This window comes from Sphingomonas silueang (genome assembly GCF_040049155.1).
GTDB classification, from domain to species: domain Bacteria; phylum Pseudomonadota; class Alphaproteobacteria; order Sphingomonadales; family Sphingomonadaceae; genus Sphingomonas; species Sphingomonas silueang.
In genome coordinates this window covers 1-18,765 of record NZ_JBDZDK010000002.1, presented here as the reverse complement: position 1 = coordinate 18,765, position 18,765 = coordinate 1, and the positions used below count along the sequence as shown (strand labels likewise).

16 protein-coding genes and 1 tRNA gene are annotated in these 18,765 nt (G+C 68.6%); 8 read left to right on the top strand and 9 right to left on the bottom strand.

The features are described 5' to 3' along the window. Positions 1-43: 43 nt before the first annotated feature. Genes ABLE43_RS02100 through cyoA form a run of 5 tightly spaced genes read right to left on the bottom strand, consistent with a single transcriptional unit; the run spans position 44 to position 4,896 of the window. Complete coding sequence (locus ABLE43_RS02100) at positions 44-694, bottom strand: SURF1 family protein (RefSeq protein WP_348977131.1); 651 nt, start codon at positions 692-694, stop codon at positions 44-46. Positions 695-720: 26 nt separating this feature from the next. Then, positions 721-1,104 (bottom strand): cytochrome o ubiquinol oxidase subunit IV, encoded by a 384-nt coding sequence (cyoD, locus tag ABLE43_RS02095; protein ID WP_348976823.1) that lies wholly within the window; start codon positions 1,102-1,104, stop codon positions 721-723. Next, positions 1,104-1,733 carry a cytochrome o ubiquinol oxidase subunit III gene (cyoC, locus tag ABLE43_RS02090; protein ID WP_348976822.1) on the bottom strand — a complete coding sequence of 210 codons (630 nt, stop codon included), beginning with the start codon at positions 1,731-1,733 and terminating at the stop codon, positions 1,104-1,106. The genes cyoD and cyoC overlap by 1 nt, the downstream gene beginning before the upstream one ends. A 2-nt stretch (positions 1,734-1,735) precedes the next feature. After that, complete coding sequence (cyoB, locus tag ABLE43_RS02085) at positions 1,736-3,736, bottom strand: cytochrome o ubiquinol oxidase subunit I (protein WP_348976821.1); 2,001 nt, start codon at positions 3,734-3,736, stop codon at positions 1,736-1,738. An 8-nt stretch (positions 3,737-3,744) separates the two neighbouring features. After that, positions 3,745-4,896 carry a ubiquinol oxidase subunit II gene (cyoA, locus tag ABLE43_RS02080; protein ID WP_348976820.1) on the bottom strand — a complete coding sequence of 384 codons (1,152 nt, stop codon included), beginning with the start codon at positions 4,894-4,896 and terminating at the stop codon, positions 3,745-3,747. A gap of 131 nt (positions 4,897-5,027) precedes the next feature. On the opposite strand from cyoA, the gene ABLE43_RS02075 reads away from it, so the two are divergent. The 4 genes from ABLE43_RS02075 to ABLE43_RS02060 are packed head-to-tail and all read left to right on the top strand — an operon-like array spanning position 5,028 to position 9,049. Then, positions 5,028-6,368, top strand: a complete 1,341-nt coding sequence (locus ABLE43_RS02075; protein WP_348976819.1) for an MFS transporter — start codon at positions 5,028-5,030, stop codon at positions 6,366-6,368. Between the two features lie 4 nt (positions 6,369-6,372). Beyond that, on the top strand, positions 6,373-7,587 hold the full coding sequence (locus ABLE43_RS02070; protein ID WP_348976818.1) for a chymotrypsin family serine protease: 1,215 nt from the start codon (positions 6,373-6,375) through the stop codon (positions 7,585-7,587). Continuing rightward, positions 7,584-8,297: an NUDIX hydrolase gene (locus tag ABLE43_RS02065; protein ID WP_348976817.1), complete on the top strand. Its 714-nt coding sequence runs from the start codon at positions 7,584-7,586 to the stop codon at positions 8,295-8,297. The genes ABLE43_RS02070 and ABLE43_RS02065 overlap by 4 nt, the downstream gene beginning before the upstream one ends. After that, entirely contained in the window at positions 8,294-9,049 is a 756-nt protein-coding gene (locus tag ABLE43_RS02060) for an extensin-like domain-containing protein (RefSeq protein WP_348976816.1), read from the top strand. The genes ABLE43_RS02065 and ABLE43_RS02060 overlap by 4 nt, the downstream gene beginning before the upstream one ends. A gap of 18 nt (positions 9,050-9,067) precedes the next feature. On the opposite strand, the gene ABLE43_RS02055 is transcribed toward ABLE43_RS02060, so the two are convergent. Next, on the bottom strand, positions 9,068-9,619 hold the full coding sequence (locus ABLE43_RS02055; protein WP_348976815.1) for a hypothetical protein: 552 nt from the start codon (positions 9,617-9,619) through the stop codon (positions 9,068-9,070). 382 nt (positions 9,620-10,001) lie between these two features. Here ABLE43_RS02055 and ABLE43_RS02050 point away from each other — a divergent pair, with 382 nt between their 5' ends. Then, a complete protein-coding gene (locus ABLE43_RS02050) occupies positions 10,002-10,574 on the top strand; it encodes a CHAP domain-containing protein (RefSeq protein WP_348976814.1) in 573 nt (190 codons plus the stop codon). Between the two features lie 63 nt (positions 10,575-10,637). Here ABLE43_RS02050 and msrB read toward each other — a convergent pair whose 3' ends face one another. The 3 genes from msrB to ABLE43_RS02035 all read right to left on the bottom strand — a co-directional run bounded on the left by msrB (position 10,638) and on the right by ABLE43_RS02035 (position 16,969). Beyond that, on the bottom strand, positions 10,638-11,126 hold the full coding sequence (msrB, locus tag ABLE43_RS02045; RefSeq protein ID WP_348976813.1) for a peptide-methionine (R)-S-oxide reductase MsrB: 489 nt from the start codon (positions 11,124-11,126) through the stop codon (positions 10,638-10,640). A gap of 196 nt (positions 11,127-11,322) precedes the next feature. Next, a complete protein-coding gene (locus tag ABLE43_RS02040) occupies positions 11,323-15,936 on the bottom strand; it encodes an NAD-glutamate dehydrogenase domain-containing protein (protein WP_348976812.1) in 4,614 nt (1,537 codons plus the stop codon). Positions 15,937-16,132: 196 nt separating this feature from the next. Continuing rightward, complete coding sequence (locus ABLE43_RS02035) at positions 16,133-16,969, bottom strand: PAS domain-containing protein (RefSeq protein WP_425475223.1); 837 nt, start codon at positions 16,967-16,969, stop codon at positions 16,133-16,135. Between the two features lie 172 nt (positions 16,970-17,141). Here ABLE43_RS02035 and ABLE43_RS02030 point away from each other — a divergent pair. The 3 genes from ABLE43_RS02030 to ABLE43_RS02020 all read left to right on the top strand — a co-directional run. Beyond that, positions 17,142-17,217, top strand: a tRNA-Thr gene (locus ABLE43_RS02030). Positions 17,218-17,379: 162 nt separating this feature from the next. Next, positions 17,380-18,207, top strand: a complete 828-nt coding sequence (locus tag ABLE43_RS02025; protein WP_348976811.1) for a tyrosine-type recombinase/integrase — start codon at positions 17,380-17,382, stop codon at positions 18,205-18,207. Positions 18,208-18,291: 84 nt separating this feature from the next. Further along, the coding region (locus ABLE43_RS02020; RefSeq protein WP_484592966.1) for an IS21 family transposase at positions 18,292-18,765 on the top strand (474 nt) is incomplete at its 3' end.

Genomic DNA, 18,765 nt, shown 5'->3' with positions numbered 1-18,765 from the left:
TCGCCATGTAGGACGAAGAAGGCGTGCCGGTAAGGCGTGCCGGTCAGTCGGCAGCGCGCCGCCGCACCGCCCACCACGTCATGCCGCCCAGCAGCGCGGCGAGGCCGAACCAGGTCAGCGCATAGACGAGGTGGTTGTTGCGGAACGCCACGACGGTCAGCCCGCCGCGCGGCCACTTCTGCCCCGGCGTCGCGGCGGCATCGATGAAATAGGGCGCGACCGGCCCGACCCGGCGCGCCGCGGCGATCGCCGCCACGTCGCGCGAATACCAGCGGTCGGCGGTGGGGTCGTTCGATCGCAGAAAGGCACCGCCCGGCTCGGTGATCCGCAACAGGCCGCGCACGGTGACTGGTTCGATCGGTGGCGGCACCTTGCCGCGCTCGTCGGACGGCACGAACCCGCGGTTGACCAGCACGGTGAAGCGCCCGGTATCGAGCGGCGTGACGACCCAGAAGCCGCCGCCCAGCACCGTCACCGCCTGCACATAGGTGTCGGCCCCGGCGCGGTATCGCCCGGTGGCGATGACCGGGCGATATTCGTCCTCGCGCCCGACCGTCGCGCCCGGCGGCGGGGCAGGAACCGGGGGCGACTTCACCATCGCCCCGGTCCGCGCGATCAGGTCGAGCTTCCACGCCCGGCGCTGCAACTGCCACACGCCCAGCCCGATCAGGGCGGTGATGACGAGGGCGATCATGCCCCCCGGCAGTACGCGCCGCACGCTCACATCGCGCTCATGTCTCCGCTCATCTGCGGCATCATGTTGATGTTCATGTGATACATGACCCACAGCGACCCGGCGATGGTGATGCCGACCAGCACGACCGTGAAGATCAGCGCCATCAGCGTCCAGCCGTTCTCCGACTTGGTGTTCATGTGCAGGAAGTAGATCATGTGGACGACGATCTGCACGACCGCGCAGACCATCACAATCCCGGCGGTGATGCGCGCATCGGCGATCACGCCGGACATCACCAGCCCGAAGGGAATCGCGGTCAGCAGTACCGACAGCAGGAAGCCGATGACATACTCCTTGCGCGACCCGTGCGCAGGCGCGTCGCCATGGCCCCCGTGACCATGCGCGTCGTGGTGAGCGTGGCCCGCCATCAGAGGACTCCCAGCAGATAGACGAAGGTGAAGACGCCGATCCAGATGACGTCGAGGAAGTGCCAGAACAGCGACAGGCACATCAGGCGGCGCATGTTGGCCGCGCCCAGCCCGTGCCTGGCGACCTGTACCATCAGCGTCACCAGCCAGACGATGCCGAAGGTGACGTGCAGCCCGTGCGTGCCGACCAGCGTGAAGAAGCTGGAGAGGAACGCGCTGCGCTGCGGCCCCGCGCCCTCATGGATCAGGTGGCTGAATTCGTAGAGTTCGATGCCGAGGAAGCACAGGCCGAACACGCCGGTGACGGCGAGCCAGCGCAGCGTCGCGCCCTTCTTGCCTTCCTCGGCCGACAGCATCGCAAAGCCGTAGGTGATCGACGAGAACAGCAGCATCGCCGTGTTCAGCGCGACCAGCGGCAGGTCGAACAGTTCCTTGGCGTCCGGCCCGCCCGCGGTGCTGCCCGAATAGACGCCGTACGCTGCGAACAGCATGGCGAAGATCAGGCAGTCGCTCATCAGATAGAGCCAGAAGCCGAGCATGGTGCTCGACCCCGCCGCATGCTCATGCTCCTCCGCGAGGTGGTAGGCGCGTTCCGCCGCGCCTGCGGGGACTTGTACCGACGAACCCATTGTTATGCCCCCGCGGCCTGGAGGTCGGCAGTGCGCTGCCGCTCCGTCGCGACGACTTCCTCCACCGGAATGTGAAAGTCGCGCTTGTAGTTGAAGGTGTGGAAGATCGCGGTGCCGATGACGGCGACGAACGACAGCGCCGCCAGCCACCAGATGTACCAGACCATCGCCAGACCGAACACGGTCGACAGCCCCGCCAGCACGATGCCCGCCCATGTGTTGCTCGGCATGTGGATGGCGGCGAAGCCCTCCGTCGGCCGCGCGTACTTGTGGCTCTTCATGTCGTACCACGCATCCATGTCGTGGACGACCGGCGTGAACGCGAAGTTATAGTCCGGCGGCGGCGACGAGGTGGCCCACTCGAGGCTGCGCCCGCCCCACGGATCGCCGGTCACGTCGCGCAGCTTGTCGCGGTTCATGATGCTGACGGCGATCTGGATCAGGAAGGCGGCGATGCCGACCGCGATGATCGCGGCGCCGACCGCGGCGATGATGAACCAGATCTGCAACGACGGATCGTCGAAGTGACGCAGGCGACGGGTGACGCCCATCAGCCCCAGCACATACAGCGGGGTGAACGCGACCCAGAAGCCGACGAACCAGCACCAGAAGCTGACCAGACCCCATTTGCGGTCCAGCTTGAAGCCGAACGCCTTGGGGAACCAGTAGTTGATCCCCGCGAACATCCCGAACACCACGCCGCCGATGATGACGTTGTGGAAGTGGGCGATGAGGAACAGCGAGTTGTGCAGCACGAAGTCGGCGGGCGGCACGGCGAGCAGCACGCCGGTCATGCCGCCGATTGTGAACGTCAGCATGAACGCGATCGCCCACATCATCGGCAGTTCGTAGCGGATGCGACCGCGGTACATGGTGAACAGCCAGTTGAAGATCTTCGCGCCCGTCGGGATCGAGATGATCATCGTGGTGATGCCGAAGAACGAGTTGACGCTCGCCCCCGACCCCATGGTGAAGAAATGGTGCAGCCACACCAGATACGACAGGATGGTGATGACCAGCAGCGCGTAGACCATCGACGTATAGCCGAACAGCCGCTTGCCCGAGAAGGTCGAGACGATCTCGGAGAACACGCCGAACGCGGGCAGGATCAGGATGTACACCTCCGGGTGGCCCCAGATCCAGATCATGTTCACGTACATCATCGGGTTGCCGCCCAGCGTGTTCGTGAAGAAGTTCGTGCCGACATAGCGGTCGAGCGACAGCAGCGCTAGCACCGCGGTCAGCACCGGGAAGGCGGCGACGATCAGGATGTTGGTGACCAGCGCAGACCAGGTGAAGATCGGCATCTTCATCAGGCCCATGCCCGGGGCGCGCATCTTGACGATGGTGGCGATCAGGTTGACGCCGGACAACAGCGTCCCGACGCCCGCGAGCTGCAACGCCCAGATATAATAGTCGACCCCCACGTCGGGCGAATAGTCCAGCCCCGACAGCGGCGCGAACGCGAGCCAGCCGGTGCGCGCGAATTCGCCGACGAACAGGCTGGCCATCACGATGACCACGCCCGAGGCGGTCATCCAGAAGCTGAAGTTGTTCAGGAACGGGAAGGACACGTCGCGCGCACCGATCTGGAGCGGGACGATATAGTTCATCAGCCCGGTCACCAGCGGCATCGCCACGAAGAAGATCATGATGACGCCGTGCGCGGTGAACACCTGGTCATAGTGGTGCGCGTTCAGGAACCCTTCGTTCTGGCCGAAGGCGATCGACTGCTGCGCGCGCATCATGATCGCGTCGGCGAAGCCGCGCAGCAGCATGACGATGCCGAGGATCATGTACATGATCCCGATGCGCTTGTGGTCCACGGTGGTGAACCATTCCTTCCACAGATAGCCCCAGAGCCTGAAATAGGTCAGCGCCGCCAGCACCGCCGCGCCGCCGATGGCGACCGCGATGAAGGTCATGACGATGATCGGCTCGTGGATCGGGAAGCTTTCGAGCGTGAGGCGCCCGAAGATCATCTTGGTGAGGGTGTCGGACATGATGTGTCTCAGCCTTGCGCCGGAGCGGGGCGGCCCGGGATCGCGACGGGCGCGAGGCGGGTCATGTTACGGTTGGCGCCGCTGCCGGGATCGGCGGCGCCGGGGGCGGCCTTCGATCCTTCGGGAGCGTCGCCGCTGCTGTGCGGGCTCACGCCATATTCGGAGGGCGATTTCTCCAGCGCGCCCTTGGTCCGCTCGCCCTCGGGCGGGATGCGGCTGTTGGTCGGCGCGCCATGGCCCATGCCGTGGTGCATGCTCTCGGTCATGCACGGCGTGTTCGGCTTCACGCACATCTGGACGATGCGGGTGAACAGCCCCTGTTCCACGCCGGAGAAGCCCATCGGCGGCACCTTCTCGCTCGGCTTTTCGAGTTCGAGGTAGCGCGCGGTGTCGAGCCGGTTCGGCATCGCCTTCACCCCCGCGACGAAGCGGTCGAACCCGGCCTGATCGGTGCTGATCGTGCGGAAGTTCATGTAGGAGAAGCCCGCGCCGCTATAGTGCGCCGACATGCCCTCGAAATTGCCGGGCTTGTTGAGCACCGCGTGCAGCTTCGTCTCCATGCCGGGCATGGTGTAGATCATGCCCGCCATCGCGGGGACATAGAAGGTGTTCATCACCGACGACGACGACAGGCGGAACCGCACCTGCCGATCGACCGGAAGGACGAGGCGGTTGACCGTCGCGATCCCCTGTTCGGGATAGATGAACAGCCATTTCCAGTCGAGCGAGACGACCTGGATCTCCAGCGGGGCATCCCGCGGCGTGGCGGGCTTCTCCGCCGAGATGCGGCCGATCGGGCGATAGGGATCGAGCAGATGGGTGCTGATCCACGTCAGCGCGCCGAGCGCGATGACGATCAGCAGCGGCCCCGACCAGATCACCAGTTCCAGCGCGGTCGAATGGTCCCAGTCGGGCTTGTAGGTCGCCTTCTCGTTGGCGGCGCGATATTTCCACGCGAACCAGACGGTCAGCGCCATGACGGGCACGATGATGAGCAGCATCAGGCCGACCGAGATCATCAGCACGTCGGCCTGTTGCCGCGCGACGTCGCCGGCGGGGTTGAGCACGACCGTATTGCAGCCCGCCAGCAGGGACAGGGCACCAAGCGGCAGGAGCGAACGCAGTGGCCGATGCCACGGGAGCGAGCGGGGCAGGTTCATGCGCGCGACCTATGCCGATCCATGCTGCACTGCGATAGGACATTTTGTCCTATCCCCGCGTTTGGTGCATTGCGATAACGGGCGCATAGTCTGTTTCCGATGCGCGCGTGCGCGCTTGCTCTGGAGTCCCCATGGCCGAGGCCTTCGTCCATTCCCGCGATCTCGAGGCCGATGCCCGGGCGGTCAACACGTCCGCCAACGGCGAGGCGGAGATCAGCGTCCAGTCCGAAGAGATCGCCATCGGCGTCATCATCGGGCGCACGTCCGAATTCTTCGACTTCTTCGTCTATGCGATCGCGTCGGTGATCGTGTTCCCGCAGCTGGTCTTCCCGTACGTCGACCGGCTGACCGGCACGCTCTATTCCTTTGCGCTGTTCCCGCTGGCGTTCTTCGCGCGACCGCTCGGCACGCTGCTGTTCATGTGGATCGACCGGCGGCACGGGCGCGGGACCAAGCTGACGATCGCGCTGTTCCTGCTCGGCACCGCGACGGTGGCGATGGGCTTCCTGCCCGGCTATGCCGCGATCGGCGCGGGATCGGCGATCCTGCTGGCGACGCTGCGCATCCTGCAGGGGATCGCGCTCGGCGGCGCATGGGACGGGCTCGCCTCGCTGCTGGCGCTGAACGTGCCGCAGGACCGGCGCGGCTGGTATGCGATGATCCCGCAGCTGGGCGCGCCGCTGGGGCTGATGGTGGCGAGCGCGCTGTTCGCCTTCTTCACCGCCTATATGAGCGCCGAGGACTTCATCAGCTGGGGCTGGCGCTATCCGTTCTTCGTGGCGTTCGCGCTGAACGTCGTCGCGCTGTTCGCGCGGCTGCGCATCGTGGTGACGCCCGAATATACCGCGCTGTTCGAGAACCGCGAGCTGAAGGCGTCGCCGGTGCTGCCGACCGTGGGCCGCGAGTGGAAGACGATCGCGATCGGCGCGCTGGTGCCGCTCGCCAGCTTCGCGCTGTTCCACATGGTCACCGTGTTCCCGCTGTCGTGGATCTTCCTGTTCACCAGCCAGGAAATCGCGCGTTTCCTGTGGATCGAGACGGCCTGCGCGATCTTCTTCATCTTCGCGATCGTGATTTCGGGCGTGCTGGCCGATCACGTCGGGCGGCGGACGCTGCTCGGCTTCGGCGCGATCGCCATCGCGCTGTTCTCCGGCCTTGCGCCGCTGCTGCTGAACGGCGGCGACGCGGGTGAGATCGCGTTCATGATCACCGGCTTCATCCTGCTGGGCCTGTCGTTCGGCCAGTCGTCGGGGACGGTGGCATCGAACTTCGCCAAGGATTCGCGCTATACCGGCGCCGCGCTGACCTCGGATCTCGCATGGCTGTTCGGGGCGGGCTTCGCGCCGCTGGTCGCGCTGGCGCTGGCGGGCAAGCTGGGGCTGATCGCTTCGGGCCTCTACCTGCTGTCGGGTGCGGTCGGCACGCTGGCGGCGCTGGTGCTGAACAAGGAACTGGCGCGTCGTCTCGACTAAGGGGATGGCGGTCGCGCTGCTGCTGGCGGCGCTGGCGGCGCCGGTCGCCGCGGCACAGCCGATCGCGCCCGACGCCGCGCTCGCCCGCGACGCCGCCGACATCGCGCGGGTCGAGGGTCGCGATCCGGTCGAATCGCTCGCCGAACTGCGCAGGCAGGCGGCGAGTGTCGCACTGACCCTATGGCTGGAAGGCCGGTATCGCGACCGGCTGGCCGGGCTGGCGCTCGATCCGGGCGGCGACATCGACGTGCTGCTGACCGGGCGCAGGCCGGTCGCCGACGTCGCGGTGCGTGTCGGCGAAAGCGTGGTCGTCGGCCGCTTCCGCACCGGGGCCAGGGCGACCCATGCCGAACTGCTGACCGCACTGCGGCAGCATCAGGCGGCGATCCGGGCGATGCTGGCGCGTCCGCCCGCCATGGGAATCGACCCGCGACGCGGCGAACTGGTGGTCATGATCGGCCTCGCCGATGCGGCGGGCGATCGGGCCGCGCTGCGGCAACGGCTGGAGCGGCTGACGGGGGTGCCCGTCCGCCTCGCCGCCGCCGACCGGCCCGACAGCGAATTGCAGGCTCCCGACGTGTCGCCGGTGCCGCCGGTCGCGCCCGGTGAGGTCGTCGGCGGATCGCGGGTGATCGGCCCCGATCCGGTCAGCGGCGTACGCTTCATCTGTACGACCGGTTTCGTCGTCACCGACGGCGTGCGGCGCGGGATCGTCACCGCCGCCCATTGTCCCGACCAGCTCGACCATATCGGCACCGACGGTCGCGCGACGCCGCTGGCGTTCCTCGGCCAATGGGGCTGGGGATATCAGGACGTGCAGCTGGGCGAGACGCCCGCTGCCATCCGCCCGCTATTCTATGCCGATGCGGCACGCAGCGAGGTGCGCACCGTCACCGCGCAGCGCAGCCGGGCGGCGACCCGCGTCGGCGATATCGTGTGCCACCGGGGCGAACGATCGGGCTATAGCTGCGCGCGGGTGCTGATGGTCGATTTCGCGCCCTCGGGCGACCTGTGCGGCGGGGCGTGCCTGCCGCAATGGGTCGCGGTCGCCGGGCCCGGCTGCAAGGGCGGCGACAGCGGCGGGCCGGTCTTCATCGGCTCGACCGCGATCGGGCTGCTCAAGGGCAGCAGCTATCGCGGCGACCGGTCGTGCGGCTTCTATTACTATATGTCGCTCGACTATCTGCCCGGGGGCTGGCGGCTGGTGACTGCACCATGACCGCCGCGATCCCCGCCGCGACGCTGATCCTGCTGCGCGACCGACCGGACGGCCTGCCGCAGGTGCTGATGGTCGAGCGCGCGCCGACACTCGCCTTCGCCGCCGGGGCGCTGGTGTTTCCGGGCGGGCGGATCGACCCCGGCGACCGGGCGTTGGCAGCGGCGATGGGCGACGACGACCTGGCACCGCGACTGGCGGCGATCCGCGAGACGGTGGAGGAGGCGGGCATCGCCGTCGGCCTGTCGGGCGATGCTGTGGCGATCCGGGCCAGCCTCGCGGCGGGCGCGACGATCGGCGCGGTCGGGCCGGTCGACGTGTCGGGGCTGGTGCCCTATGCCCGCTGGCGACCCGATCATGTGCCGGTGCGGGTGTTCGACACGCATTTCTATCTCGCCACGGCGCCGGACGACGCGCCCGATCCGCAGGTCGACGGCACCGAGAATGTCCGCGCCTTCTGGACCACCGCCGCCGAGGTGCTGGCGGCGAACGACCGGGGGGAGGCGATGTTGCTGTTCCCGACGCGCCGGGTGCTCGAACGCCTCGCGACGCATGGCGACAGTGCCGTCGCCTTCGCCGCCGCGCGGGCGTGGCCGGTGCGCACGATCGTGCCGTGGATCGAGTCGCGCACGGACGGCGACTGGATCTGCATTCCGGACGATCTCGGCTATCCGGTGACGGCGGAGCGTCGCGACCGGGCGACGCGCGGATGAAGCCGCCGCCGGTCCGCGCGCTGACGAGCGGCCTGCGCGCGCTGCTATGGCTGGCGGTGATCGCGGCGATCGGCTTCGCGCTCTACGTCTTCGTCCGCAGTCGGCCGCAGGACGTGCCATGGACCCCGCTCGACCTCTCGCAGCCGATCGGCATGTTCACCCGCGGCAAGATCGGCGCGTTGCGCGACGACTTCGCCGGATGCCGCGCGCTGCTCGACAAGGCCGGGGTCCGCTACAGCGCGCTGCCGCCGCGCGAGGGCGGCGAACAGTGCGGCTATGCCGATGCCGTCCGGCTGCGCACCGGCGGGGCGCGCACCACCGCCTATGCCCCCGCCGATGTCGGCGTGTCGTGCCGCGTCGCGACCGGCCTCGCTCTATGGGAGTGGCAGGTGGTGCAGCCCGCCGCGCAGGCCCGCTTCGGCACCGGCGTCGCCCGGATCGAGCATTTCGGCAGCTACAACTGCCGCCGCCTCTATGGCCGCGATTCGGGCGCGTTCAGCCAGCACGCCACGGCCAACGCGATCGATATCGCCGCCTTCGTACTGGATGACGGTCGCCGGATCAGCGTGGTCGGCGACTGGACGGCGGGGCAGGGCAGGGGCGATGCCGACAAGGCGGCGTTCCTGCGCGAGGTGCGCGACGGGGCGTGCGGCGTGTTCTCGACCGTGTTGTCGCCCGATTACAATGCGGCGCACCGCGACCATTTCCATCTCGACCAGGCGGATCGCGGCATGGGCGGGGCCTGCGGCTGATCCGCCGGTCCGGGCGCGTCAGTGCATCGCCGCGCCGGTCTCCACCTTCTCCACCCACGCCGGATAGAAGGCCGGTTGCCGCAGCGACCAGCCCGAAGCGGTCGCCGCCGCCTCGCTCAGCGACTGGAGCAGCTTGCGCCGCAGGTCGGGATGGAGGTGCGGCAGCGCCGCCGACGCGCAGAAGGCGGCGGGCAGCCACGGGCGCGCCTCGGCACCCACCAGCCGTTCGTAGAGGAAGCGATAGGCGCCGAAGGTGGTCAGCCGCCCCTGTCCCAGATCAAAGGCGGTGACGAGCAGCAGCGGCGTCATGAACGGTTCCACCGCGTCCAGCCCGCTGTCGTCGGGGATGCAGGCGCGGATATCGGGCAACCGGTCGTAGACGCGAACCTGTGCACGGATGCTCGCCGCCTCCACCATGTCGCGCGACCAGCGCTGCATCGCGTCGTCGCGGTCCAGCCCGATGTCGAGCGAGCGGCGGATGTAGCGCTGCGTCGCTGCGGTGAAGCTCGCGAATTCCTTCATCTCGGCAAGGGTCATCGCCCCTTCCGCCGGCCTGCCTGCTTTCGCCATCGTCTTTCTCCCCGCCCGAGTACAACCGACGGGAGATTGCCCGAAGCTGGTTAACAGCTTGCTGAACGGCAGCATCCGGGCACCCGTCGACGACACATCCGAACATAACGCCTGTTGCGTTGCAACATTCTCGTCATGCGGTTCGTCGCATTCATACGGGTGCAGGCCGCAGCGCACCGAATCAGGGGAAGCGGCGTCAGGGGGCGATCGCGGGCGTAACGACCGCTGCCGAACGACCGCGCTCGAAGGGCGGTTTCGCGGGTCATCGCCGGGGCAACACGCTTCATCGGAAAAGGTTCCCGACGACCTGTCAGCGGGGTTTCCGTGGGCGATGAACCCTGCTTGAAGACGCTCACAACGTTTCACGGGGCCTGGGGGTCAGATGAAGTTCGGTGGTTTGGCAGCGCGTTTTGCGCTGGTGGTTTCGTGCGCCCTGACGATGGTGGCACCGGCGCAGGCACGCTTCTGGCAGTGCGCGCCCTATGCCCGCGAGATTTCGGGTGTCGAGATCTTCGGCAATGCCCATACCTGGTGGAACCAGGCGGCGGGCAAGTACGAGCGCGGCCACGCTCCGAAGGAAGGCGCGGTCCTGTCCTTTGCCGCCACCTCGCGGATGCGGCTCGGCCATGTCGCGATGGTGTCGAAGGTGGTGAGCGAGCGCGAAGTGCTGCTGACCCATGCCAACTGGTCGCGTCGCGGCGGTATCGAGCGCGATGTGCGCGCGATCGACGTTTCGGCGAACGGCGACTGGAGCGAAGTGCGGGTGTGGTTCGGGCCGGTCGGCGGGCTCGGCACCTCGACCTATCCGACCAACGGTTTCATCTATTCGGGCCGTGCCCCGCACGTCACCCCGTTCGACGCGCCGCTGGTGATCGCCAAGGCCCCGTCGCCGGTCCCGGTGGTGGTTGCCTCGATCGCCCCGGCGCAGGTCGCGCACGCCGCGCCGACCAACTGACCGTCCCCGTCACGACGTTTATCCGGCCCGGCGCTTCCCCAGGAGCGCCGGGCCGGTGTCGTTTCAGGCGCTGGCGGGGCGGAAGGTCATCGCATCGCCGTTCATGCAATAGCGCTTGCCGGTCGGCGGCGGGCCGTCGTCGAACACATGGCCGAGATGCCCGCCGCAGCGGCTGCACAGCACCTCGGTCCGCGTCATCATCAGCGAGCGGTCGGTGCGGGTCGCCACGGCCCCCTTGAGCGGCGCGTAGAAGCTCGGCCAGCCGGTCCCGCTCTCGAACTTGGTCGTCGAGGCGAACAGCGGCCGGGTGCAGCCCGCGCAGGCGAAGATGCCGCGCCGCTTCTCCCGGTTGAGCGCGCTGCTGTAGGGGCGTTCGGTCCCCTCCTGCCGCAGGATGGCATATTGCGCGGGGGTGAGGCGCGCCTTCCACTGGGCGTCGGTCAGCTTGAACGGAAAGTTCGGCGCGGCCTCGCTTTCCGGCGCGCAGCCGATCAGCGCGGCAAGGCCGGTCAGGCCGGTGAGTTCGAGCAGGCGACGACGGGCGAGCGGCATGGGCGATCCTTTTCCGAGGATCGGATGTGGGGTGCGCGCGATCGCCCTGCAACGATCCTCCCCGGCATGGGGAGGGGGACCGCCGCGCAGCGGTGGTGGAGGGGGCACTCCCCGCACGCAACACCGGCGTTCGCGGACACCCCCCTCCACCATCCTGCGGATGGTCCCCCTCCCCGTGCCGGGGAGGATCAGGCGGCTACCGCCCCAGCAGCACCCGTGCCTGTCCGGCGATCTGCGCCAGCATCGCCGCGCCCGGTACCGGCGCCTGCCGCGCGCGGTGGACCAGTGCGGCGAACTGCGCGACGCGGGCGCGATTCGCCTCCAGCCATGCCTCGACCGCCGCCTGCGGGTCCTTGCCCGCCTTGCGGTTCAGGAAGTCGAAGCGCAGCTGCTGGAAATCGCGCGCCAGCCCCGCGATCAGCAGCCGTTCCCACGGATCGCCGGTCTGGATGCGCGCCGCCACCGCCTGCGCCCAGTCCAGCCCCAGCGCGAAGCCGAGGTGGGTGAACGCCTGCGTCAGCTTCGTCTCGTCGAGCTTGAGCCGCTTGCCGAGGTCGGCGAGGCCGACCGCGCCGTCCAGCTCGAACAGCCGCACGACCTGACCCGCCAGTTCGCCCGGCGCGCCCGCATCCTGCAACACGCCCGCGATCCGGTCGCGCTGCTGCGCGGCTTCGGCGCGGAGCAGCGCCTTGGCCTGGGTCGCCAGCGTCGCCACCCCCTTGGACAGATGCGCGACGGCATGCGCCGGGGTGGTGCCCGCCGGGAAGGCGCGCAGCAGGTCGGCGATCTGCGAGCGCACGCCCACCGCCACCTCGTCGAGCAGCGCGATGCGCGCGCGCTCGGGAATGTCCGCCGATTCGATCCGGTCGTAGAGCGCATCGACGTCGAACAGCCGCTCGGCGGCGACGAACATCGCCGCGATATCGGCCAGCGCCTCGCCTTCCTCTTCCGCCAGCTCGAATACGTGGAGCACGCCCAGCCGGTTGACGATGCGGTTGGCCAGCTTGGTCGCGACGATCTCGCCGCGCAGCCGGTGCGACAGGATCGCCTTCTTCTGCGTCTCCTGCATTTCCCTTGGGAAGGCGGCGAGCAGGTCGCCCGCCATATCGTCGTCGGTCGCGAGCGGCGCGGCCTCGATCGCTTCCTGCAACGCCAGTTTCACGCTTGCCAGCAGCACCGCGAGTTCGGGCCGGGTCAGCCCGCGCCCGTCCTGCGCGCGGCGCAGATAGTCGTCGTTGCCGCCCAGCCCCTCGACCGCGCGGTCGAGCTTGCCCGCCGCCTCCAGCATCTCGATCACGCGGACATAGCTCGGCACCGCGACCGGACCGTCATTCTCCATGACCGACAGCGCCAGCGTCTGGAGACGGTTGTCCTCCAGCACGAGGTGGGCGACATCGTCGGTCATCCGCGCCAGCAGCGCGTTGCGGTCGTCCTGCACCAGCCGCCCCTCGATCACCTCGCGGTTCAGCGCGATCTTGATGTTCACCTCATTGTCCGAACAATCGACGCCCGCCGAATTGTCGATGAAGTCGGTGTTGATCCGCCCGCCGAGCATGCTGAACGAAATGCGCGCCGCCTGGGTGACGCCCAGGTTCGCGCCCTCGCCGATCGCCTTGGCGCGCAGGCTCTGCGCATCGACGCGGATGCGGTCGTTCGCCGGGTCGCCCACGTCGAGGTGGCTTTCGGCGCGGTCCTTCACATAGGTGCCGATGCCGCCGAACCAGATCAGGTCGACCGGGCTGCGTAGAATCGCCGAGATCAGCGCGGACGGCTCCATCTCGCGCTCGCTCACCCCCAGCATGGCGCGCACCGCATCAGTCAGCGGGATCGTCTTGGCGGTGCGCGGGAACACGCCGCCGCCCTCCGAGATCAGCGACGGGTCGTAGTCGGCCCAGCTCGAGCGGGGCAGGGCGAACAGCCGGTCGCGCTCGGCCCAGCTCGCCGCCGCATCGGGCGCGGGGTCGAGGAAGATGTGGCGATGGTCGAACGCCGCCTTCAGCCGGATCGCCTTCGACAGCAGCATGCCGTTGCCGAACACGTCGCCCGACATGTCGCCGCAGCCGACGACATCGATCGGCTGGGTCTGCACATCGACGCCCAGTTCGAGGAAGTGCCGCTGGACCGAAATCCACGCACCCTTGGCGGTGATGCCCATCGCCTTGTGGTCATAGCCGACGCTGCCGCCCGACGCGAAGGCATCGCCGAGCCAGAAGCCGCGCTCCAGCGCCAGTGCATTGGCCACGTCGCTGAACGTCGCGGTGCCCTTGTCGGCGGCGACGACGAAATAGGGGTCTTCGCCGTCCCACACCGTCACCTGATCCGGATGGACGACCTTGCCCTCGACGATGTTATCGGTGATCGACAGCAGCGAGCGGATGAAGATGCGGTAGCTCTCGGTCCCCTCCGCCGTCCATGCGTCGCGGTTGGCGGGGCTGGGGAGCTGCTTGGGATAGAAGCCGCCCTTGGCCCCGGTCGGCACGATCACCGCGTTCTTGACCCGCTGCGCCTTCATCAGCCCGAGGATTTCGGTGCGGAAATCGTCGCGCCGGTCGGACCAGCGCAGGCCGCCGCGTGCGACCGGGCCGGCACGCAGGTGGATGCCCTCCACGCGGGGGCTGTACACGAACACCTCGCGCCACGGCAGCGGCTTGGGGAGACCGGGCACCTGCGCGCTGTCCAGCTTGAACGCCAGTGCCTCGTTCGCGGCGGGGGCGAAGGCGTTGGTGCGCAGCGTCGCCGCGACGACCCCGCGATAGCTGCGCAGGATACGGTCGTCGTCGATCGCGGAGACGGCATCGAGGCCCGCCTCGATCGCGGCATCGGCAGCGGCGATCGCGGCGTCGCGGTCGCTCCGCGACGGATCGTGCGCGGCGTTGAACCGCTCGATCAGCGCGGTCGCGACCCTGGGCGCGCGGCGCAGCGCATCGACCACGGTGGCAAGGCTGTAGCTGACCCCGGTCTGGCGCAGATAGCGGAACCACGCGCGCAGCAGCACCACGGCGGCGGGCGCGATCCCCGCCTCGACGGTCAGGCGGTTGAAGGCGTCGTTCTCGGCACGGGTCTCGAGCACCGCCTGAATCGCATGTTCGACCGTGGTATAGTCGAACCGCACGGGGCCGCCCGATGCCAGCGCGACCTCGAAGTCGTGGATGTAGCTCTTCTCGTCGTCCTCCAGCCGGGTCGGCAGTTCCTCGATCACGCGGAAGCCGAAATTCTCGAACACCGGCACCGCATCCGACAGCGGCAGCGCGCCACCCCGGCGATAGACCTTGATCCGCAGGCCGGTGGCGTCGCCGCCGATGATCCGCACCGACCGTGCATCGGCATCGGTCAGGCCCGCCACGCGCACGATGTCGCGCGCCGCCTCGTCGGGCAGGTTGGAATTGCGGTAGTTGGCGGGAAAGGCGTTGGCGAAGCGCAGCGCCAGCCGGGTCGCGCCGTCGGGCACCCGCTCGGCCAGCGCCGCCTCGACGGCGGGGCGCCAGCCGCGCACCATCCGCTCGATCCGCCGGTCGAGTTCGGCGGTGTCGGGCATCCGTCCGTCCTGCCGCAGGTCGAGCACGAAGCGCAGCAGCGCCGCCTCGCCGTCCTCCATCGCGATCGACCAGTTGAGGATCGCGGCATTGGCGGCCTGCGCCAGCATCTCGCCGATCGCGAGGCGGCGCTGCGTCGTCACGTCGTCGCGCCCCAGCCAGACGAAGGCGAACAGATGCCGTCCCAGCGCCGAGCGGATCAGCACGAGCCGCGAGCGCGGGCGATCGGCGACCGACATGGCGGTCAGCGCCAGTTGCTCCAGCGAGTCGGGGTTGAGCGCGGTCGTCAGGTCGTGCGGCAGTGCCGAGATGGCGTGGGACAGCGCCTTGCCCGCATGGCCGTGCGGATCGAAGCCGAACTTGGCGCGCAATGCCGCCAGATTGCGACGCAGCACCGGCACCTCCGCCGGATCGGCCTGCAACGCCGCGCTGGTCCACAGCCCGCCATGGATCGACAGGCCCGTCACCGCGCCGCCTTCGCGGATCGGCACCAGCACCAGATCGATCGGCGCGCGGCGATGCACGGTCGAGATGCAGTTGGACTTGAGCAGCAGCGGCTGGACATTGCCCGCGTCGAACCATTCGATCGCCCGCCGCCGCGACGCATCGGCCAGCAGCGGCACCTCCAGCTTCGCGCGCGACAGGCCGAGCCGCTGCGACACGGTGCCGTCGCGCGACCAGCGTTCGTGCGCCAGCAGCGTCAGGCTGCCGCCGACGAACCAGTCGAGCAGCGCCGCATCCTCGGCGGTGGCCGCGTCGGCGCTCAGGCTGGCCGCATCGGCGCGCATCGCCGCCTGCATCGCCCGCCAGTCGGCCACGGCGAAGCGGACATGGTCGAGATTGCGCTCGATCTCGGCGACCAGCGCATGGCGGACGCGGGCGTCGGCGCGCTCCATCTCGATATAGATCATCGATTCGCGACGACCCGCGCCGTCGATGCCGGTCAGCGTACCCGCCGCATCGCGTTCCACCGCGACCACCGGGTGGAGGATGCGGTCGATCGCGATGTCGTGGGCGACGATCGTGCCCGCGATCGAATCGACCAGGAACGGCATGTCGTCGTTGACGACCGCAAGGCGCATCCGCCGCGCATCGCCCCGGTTCAGCGTCTCCAGCGCGACGCTGACCGTGCCGGGGGAGCGGTGCGCGGCGGCGGCGGCCACGAACTGTGCGGCATCGGCGCGCGCGGCGGCGTCCAGACCTTCGATTTCGCCGGGAAGGGCGCTGTCGACCAGCAGCGTTTCCAGCGGGCGGGCGAGCTTGGCTTTTGGTGTCATGGCCGCGCTATGCGCGCGGAAAATGACAGGCTCAACCCTTGTGGCACTTGCGAACAAAATGTCGCGTTGCGGTAATTATCGTACACCGCGGGACGACGGGCATCGTCCGGCCTGCGGCAAGCGCCGGGCGATCGCGCCGCCCCCGATGGCCGCAAGTGGCTGAAGTCGCGGTCCCGATGTGCCGAATCCCGTGGGTTCAGCCCGCGATCTGGCCGATCGCACGCTCGATCTGTTCGGGATCGGCATCGACCCGGCCCAGCACCGCCACCGTCCCCGGATCGTCGGCGCGCGCCAGCAGCAGCACGAACTCGTCCGCCCCCGCCGAGACCGCCACGCCGCCGATCCCCGGCAGGCGTCGCGCGCGCTCGATCGGGGAGGGGGCGGGGCCCTCCGCCGCCTCGCCCGGCGCGTCGGGCAGCGGTGCGCTCGGACCATCGGCCCAGGCCGCGGCGGTCGACACCGGGCGCGGTGCGGCACGGCGCGATGCGGCCAGTTCGGCGTGCAACTGCGACTGGGTGGTCGGATCGACCACCTCCTTCCAGTTGATGACGCCATAGAGGTAATCGATCGTCTCGCCGTCCGACGAAAAGGGCATCAATATGCCGCGATACATCATCGGATGGCCGCGCGTGCCGACGAATTCCGCCTCGAACCCGATCGGCGCGCGATTGGCGATGATCTGGAGATAATGATCGGTCAGCCGCGACAACAGCGAACGCGCCGGAACCTGCGACAGCCGGCTGATCGACGAATCCGCCCCGCTTTCGGCCCGCAGCGCATGCCCCAGGAAGCGGATCGCGGGATCGTCGCGCCCTTGCGTAAAGTCGAGCAGCACGCTGTTCGGCCCGAAATCGGCGATGCCCGCCGGATCGAGATCGTCGATCGACGGGCAGTTGCGCCCGCGCAGCAGCGCGATCCAGTGGTTGTAGGCGCGCACCTGCATCCGGCGTTCGTCGGTGCCGATCGCCACGGCTTCGCCGCCGATCCCGTCGCGATCGTCCTCGCCGCCCTGTTCGCCCGGTCCGCGTGCCATGTCCATCATCGGTCCCCATGGGCGACGCCGCCGCCCGATCCTCGCACCCTATTGCCCGTGGTGCAGTAAACGACCCGTAAAGCCGCTGCACACCCAAAAACTTGGGACAACACTCTTGCCACGCCCGCGACCCGCTGATAAGCGCCGCCGCCTGGGACGCACGACGCCCCACGCCGCTTTAGCTCAGTTGGTAGAGCATCGCATTCGTAATGCGGGGGTCACAGGTTCGAGTCCTGTAAGCGGCACCATCACGTCCCCGGAACAAAGCTGGAAAACCGCAGAAATCTGCGGTAAAATGCCTCTCGGCGGTCCCGTGAAATCTCATTATGTTCCGCCGTGGCCCACTCAAAAGGGGCCACGAATCATGGGGCCACGAACGTTGCAGGAGGCGTGGCCCCATGCTTACGGTTGTGCAGATCCGGGCGCTGAAACCGGCAGAGCGTCCCTACAAGGTGGCCGATTCGGACGGCCTGTATCTACTGGTGCAGCCATCCGGCGCCCTGCTCTGGCGCTTTCGCTACCGGTGCTGCGGCATCGAGCGGAAACTTTCGCTGGGCAGTTTCCCCGATGTCACCTTGGTGCAGGCGCGCAGGAAGCGCGACGAGGCCAAGGCCGAACTCGATGACGGGATCGATCCCGTCGAGGAAAAGCGCCAGCGGCGGCTGAAGGCCGAACTGGCGGCGCAGACGACGTTCGCGCTCGTCGCCGGGGAATATATCGAGAAGATGGAGCGCGAGGGCCGTTCCCCCGCTACCATCAAGAAAGCGCGCTGGTTCCTCGAACTCCTCGATGGCATCGCCAAGCGCCCGATCGCGGCGATCACCCCGCATGAGCTTCTCGACGTGCTGAAGCGGGTCGAGCGTCGCGGGCATCATGAGACGGCGCTTCGGCTCCGCTCCTTCGCCGGCCGTGTCTTCCGCTATGGTTTCGCGACCCTGCGCACCGAGCGCAATCCAGCCGACATCCTGCGCGGCGCCCTTACTGTTCCCAGGGTCAAGCATCATGCCGCGATCGTCGAGCCTAAGAAGGTCGGCGACCTGCTGCGCGCAATCGACGGGTACACGGGCCGGCCCGAGACCCTGCATGCACTCAGGATCGCGCCGCATGTCTTCCTGCGCCCGGGAGAGTTGCGGCAGGCGAAGTGGAGCGAGATCGACTTCGCCGAAAAGGTCTGGCGCGTGCCGGCCGAGCGCATGAAGATGAAGCTGTGGATCGGCGTGGAAAAGGGACCCCGGTAGCGGGGTGATCGGCGTCGAAAAAGGACCCCTCATCCCGGTGGTCTAGGCTGTTCGCTTGGCGGTGTGTCAGGCGGCGAGATCGGGATGCTGGTATTGGAGACGGTGTTGAGGATCCGGCGCGAGCACGCGTCGGGGAAGGCCATCAAGGCGATAGCGCGGGACCTGCACCTGTCGCGCAAGGTGGTGCGCAAGGCGATCCGAGCGCCGGAGGCGGACATGGGCTACCGGCGGGAGGTGCAGCCGCTGCCGAAGCTGGGGCCGTTTCAGACGCGACTGGATGCGTTGCTGGAGGAAGACGAGGCACGGCCGCGGCGCGAGAAGCTGCGCCTCACGCGTATCCACGATCTGCTGCTGCGCGAGGGGTTCGACGGCTCATACGACGCGGTGCGCCGCTATGCCGCCCGCTGGCGGCAGGCGCGGCGTCGCGACGTGATGAATGCGCCGGCGTTCATCCCGCTGCTGTTCCGACCGGGCGAGGCGTATCAGTTCGACTGGAGCCACGAGGACGTGGAGATCTCGGGCAAGCCGATGCGCGTGAAGGTCGCGCATGTGCGGCTG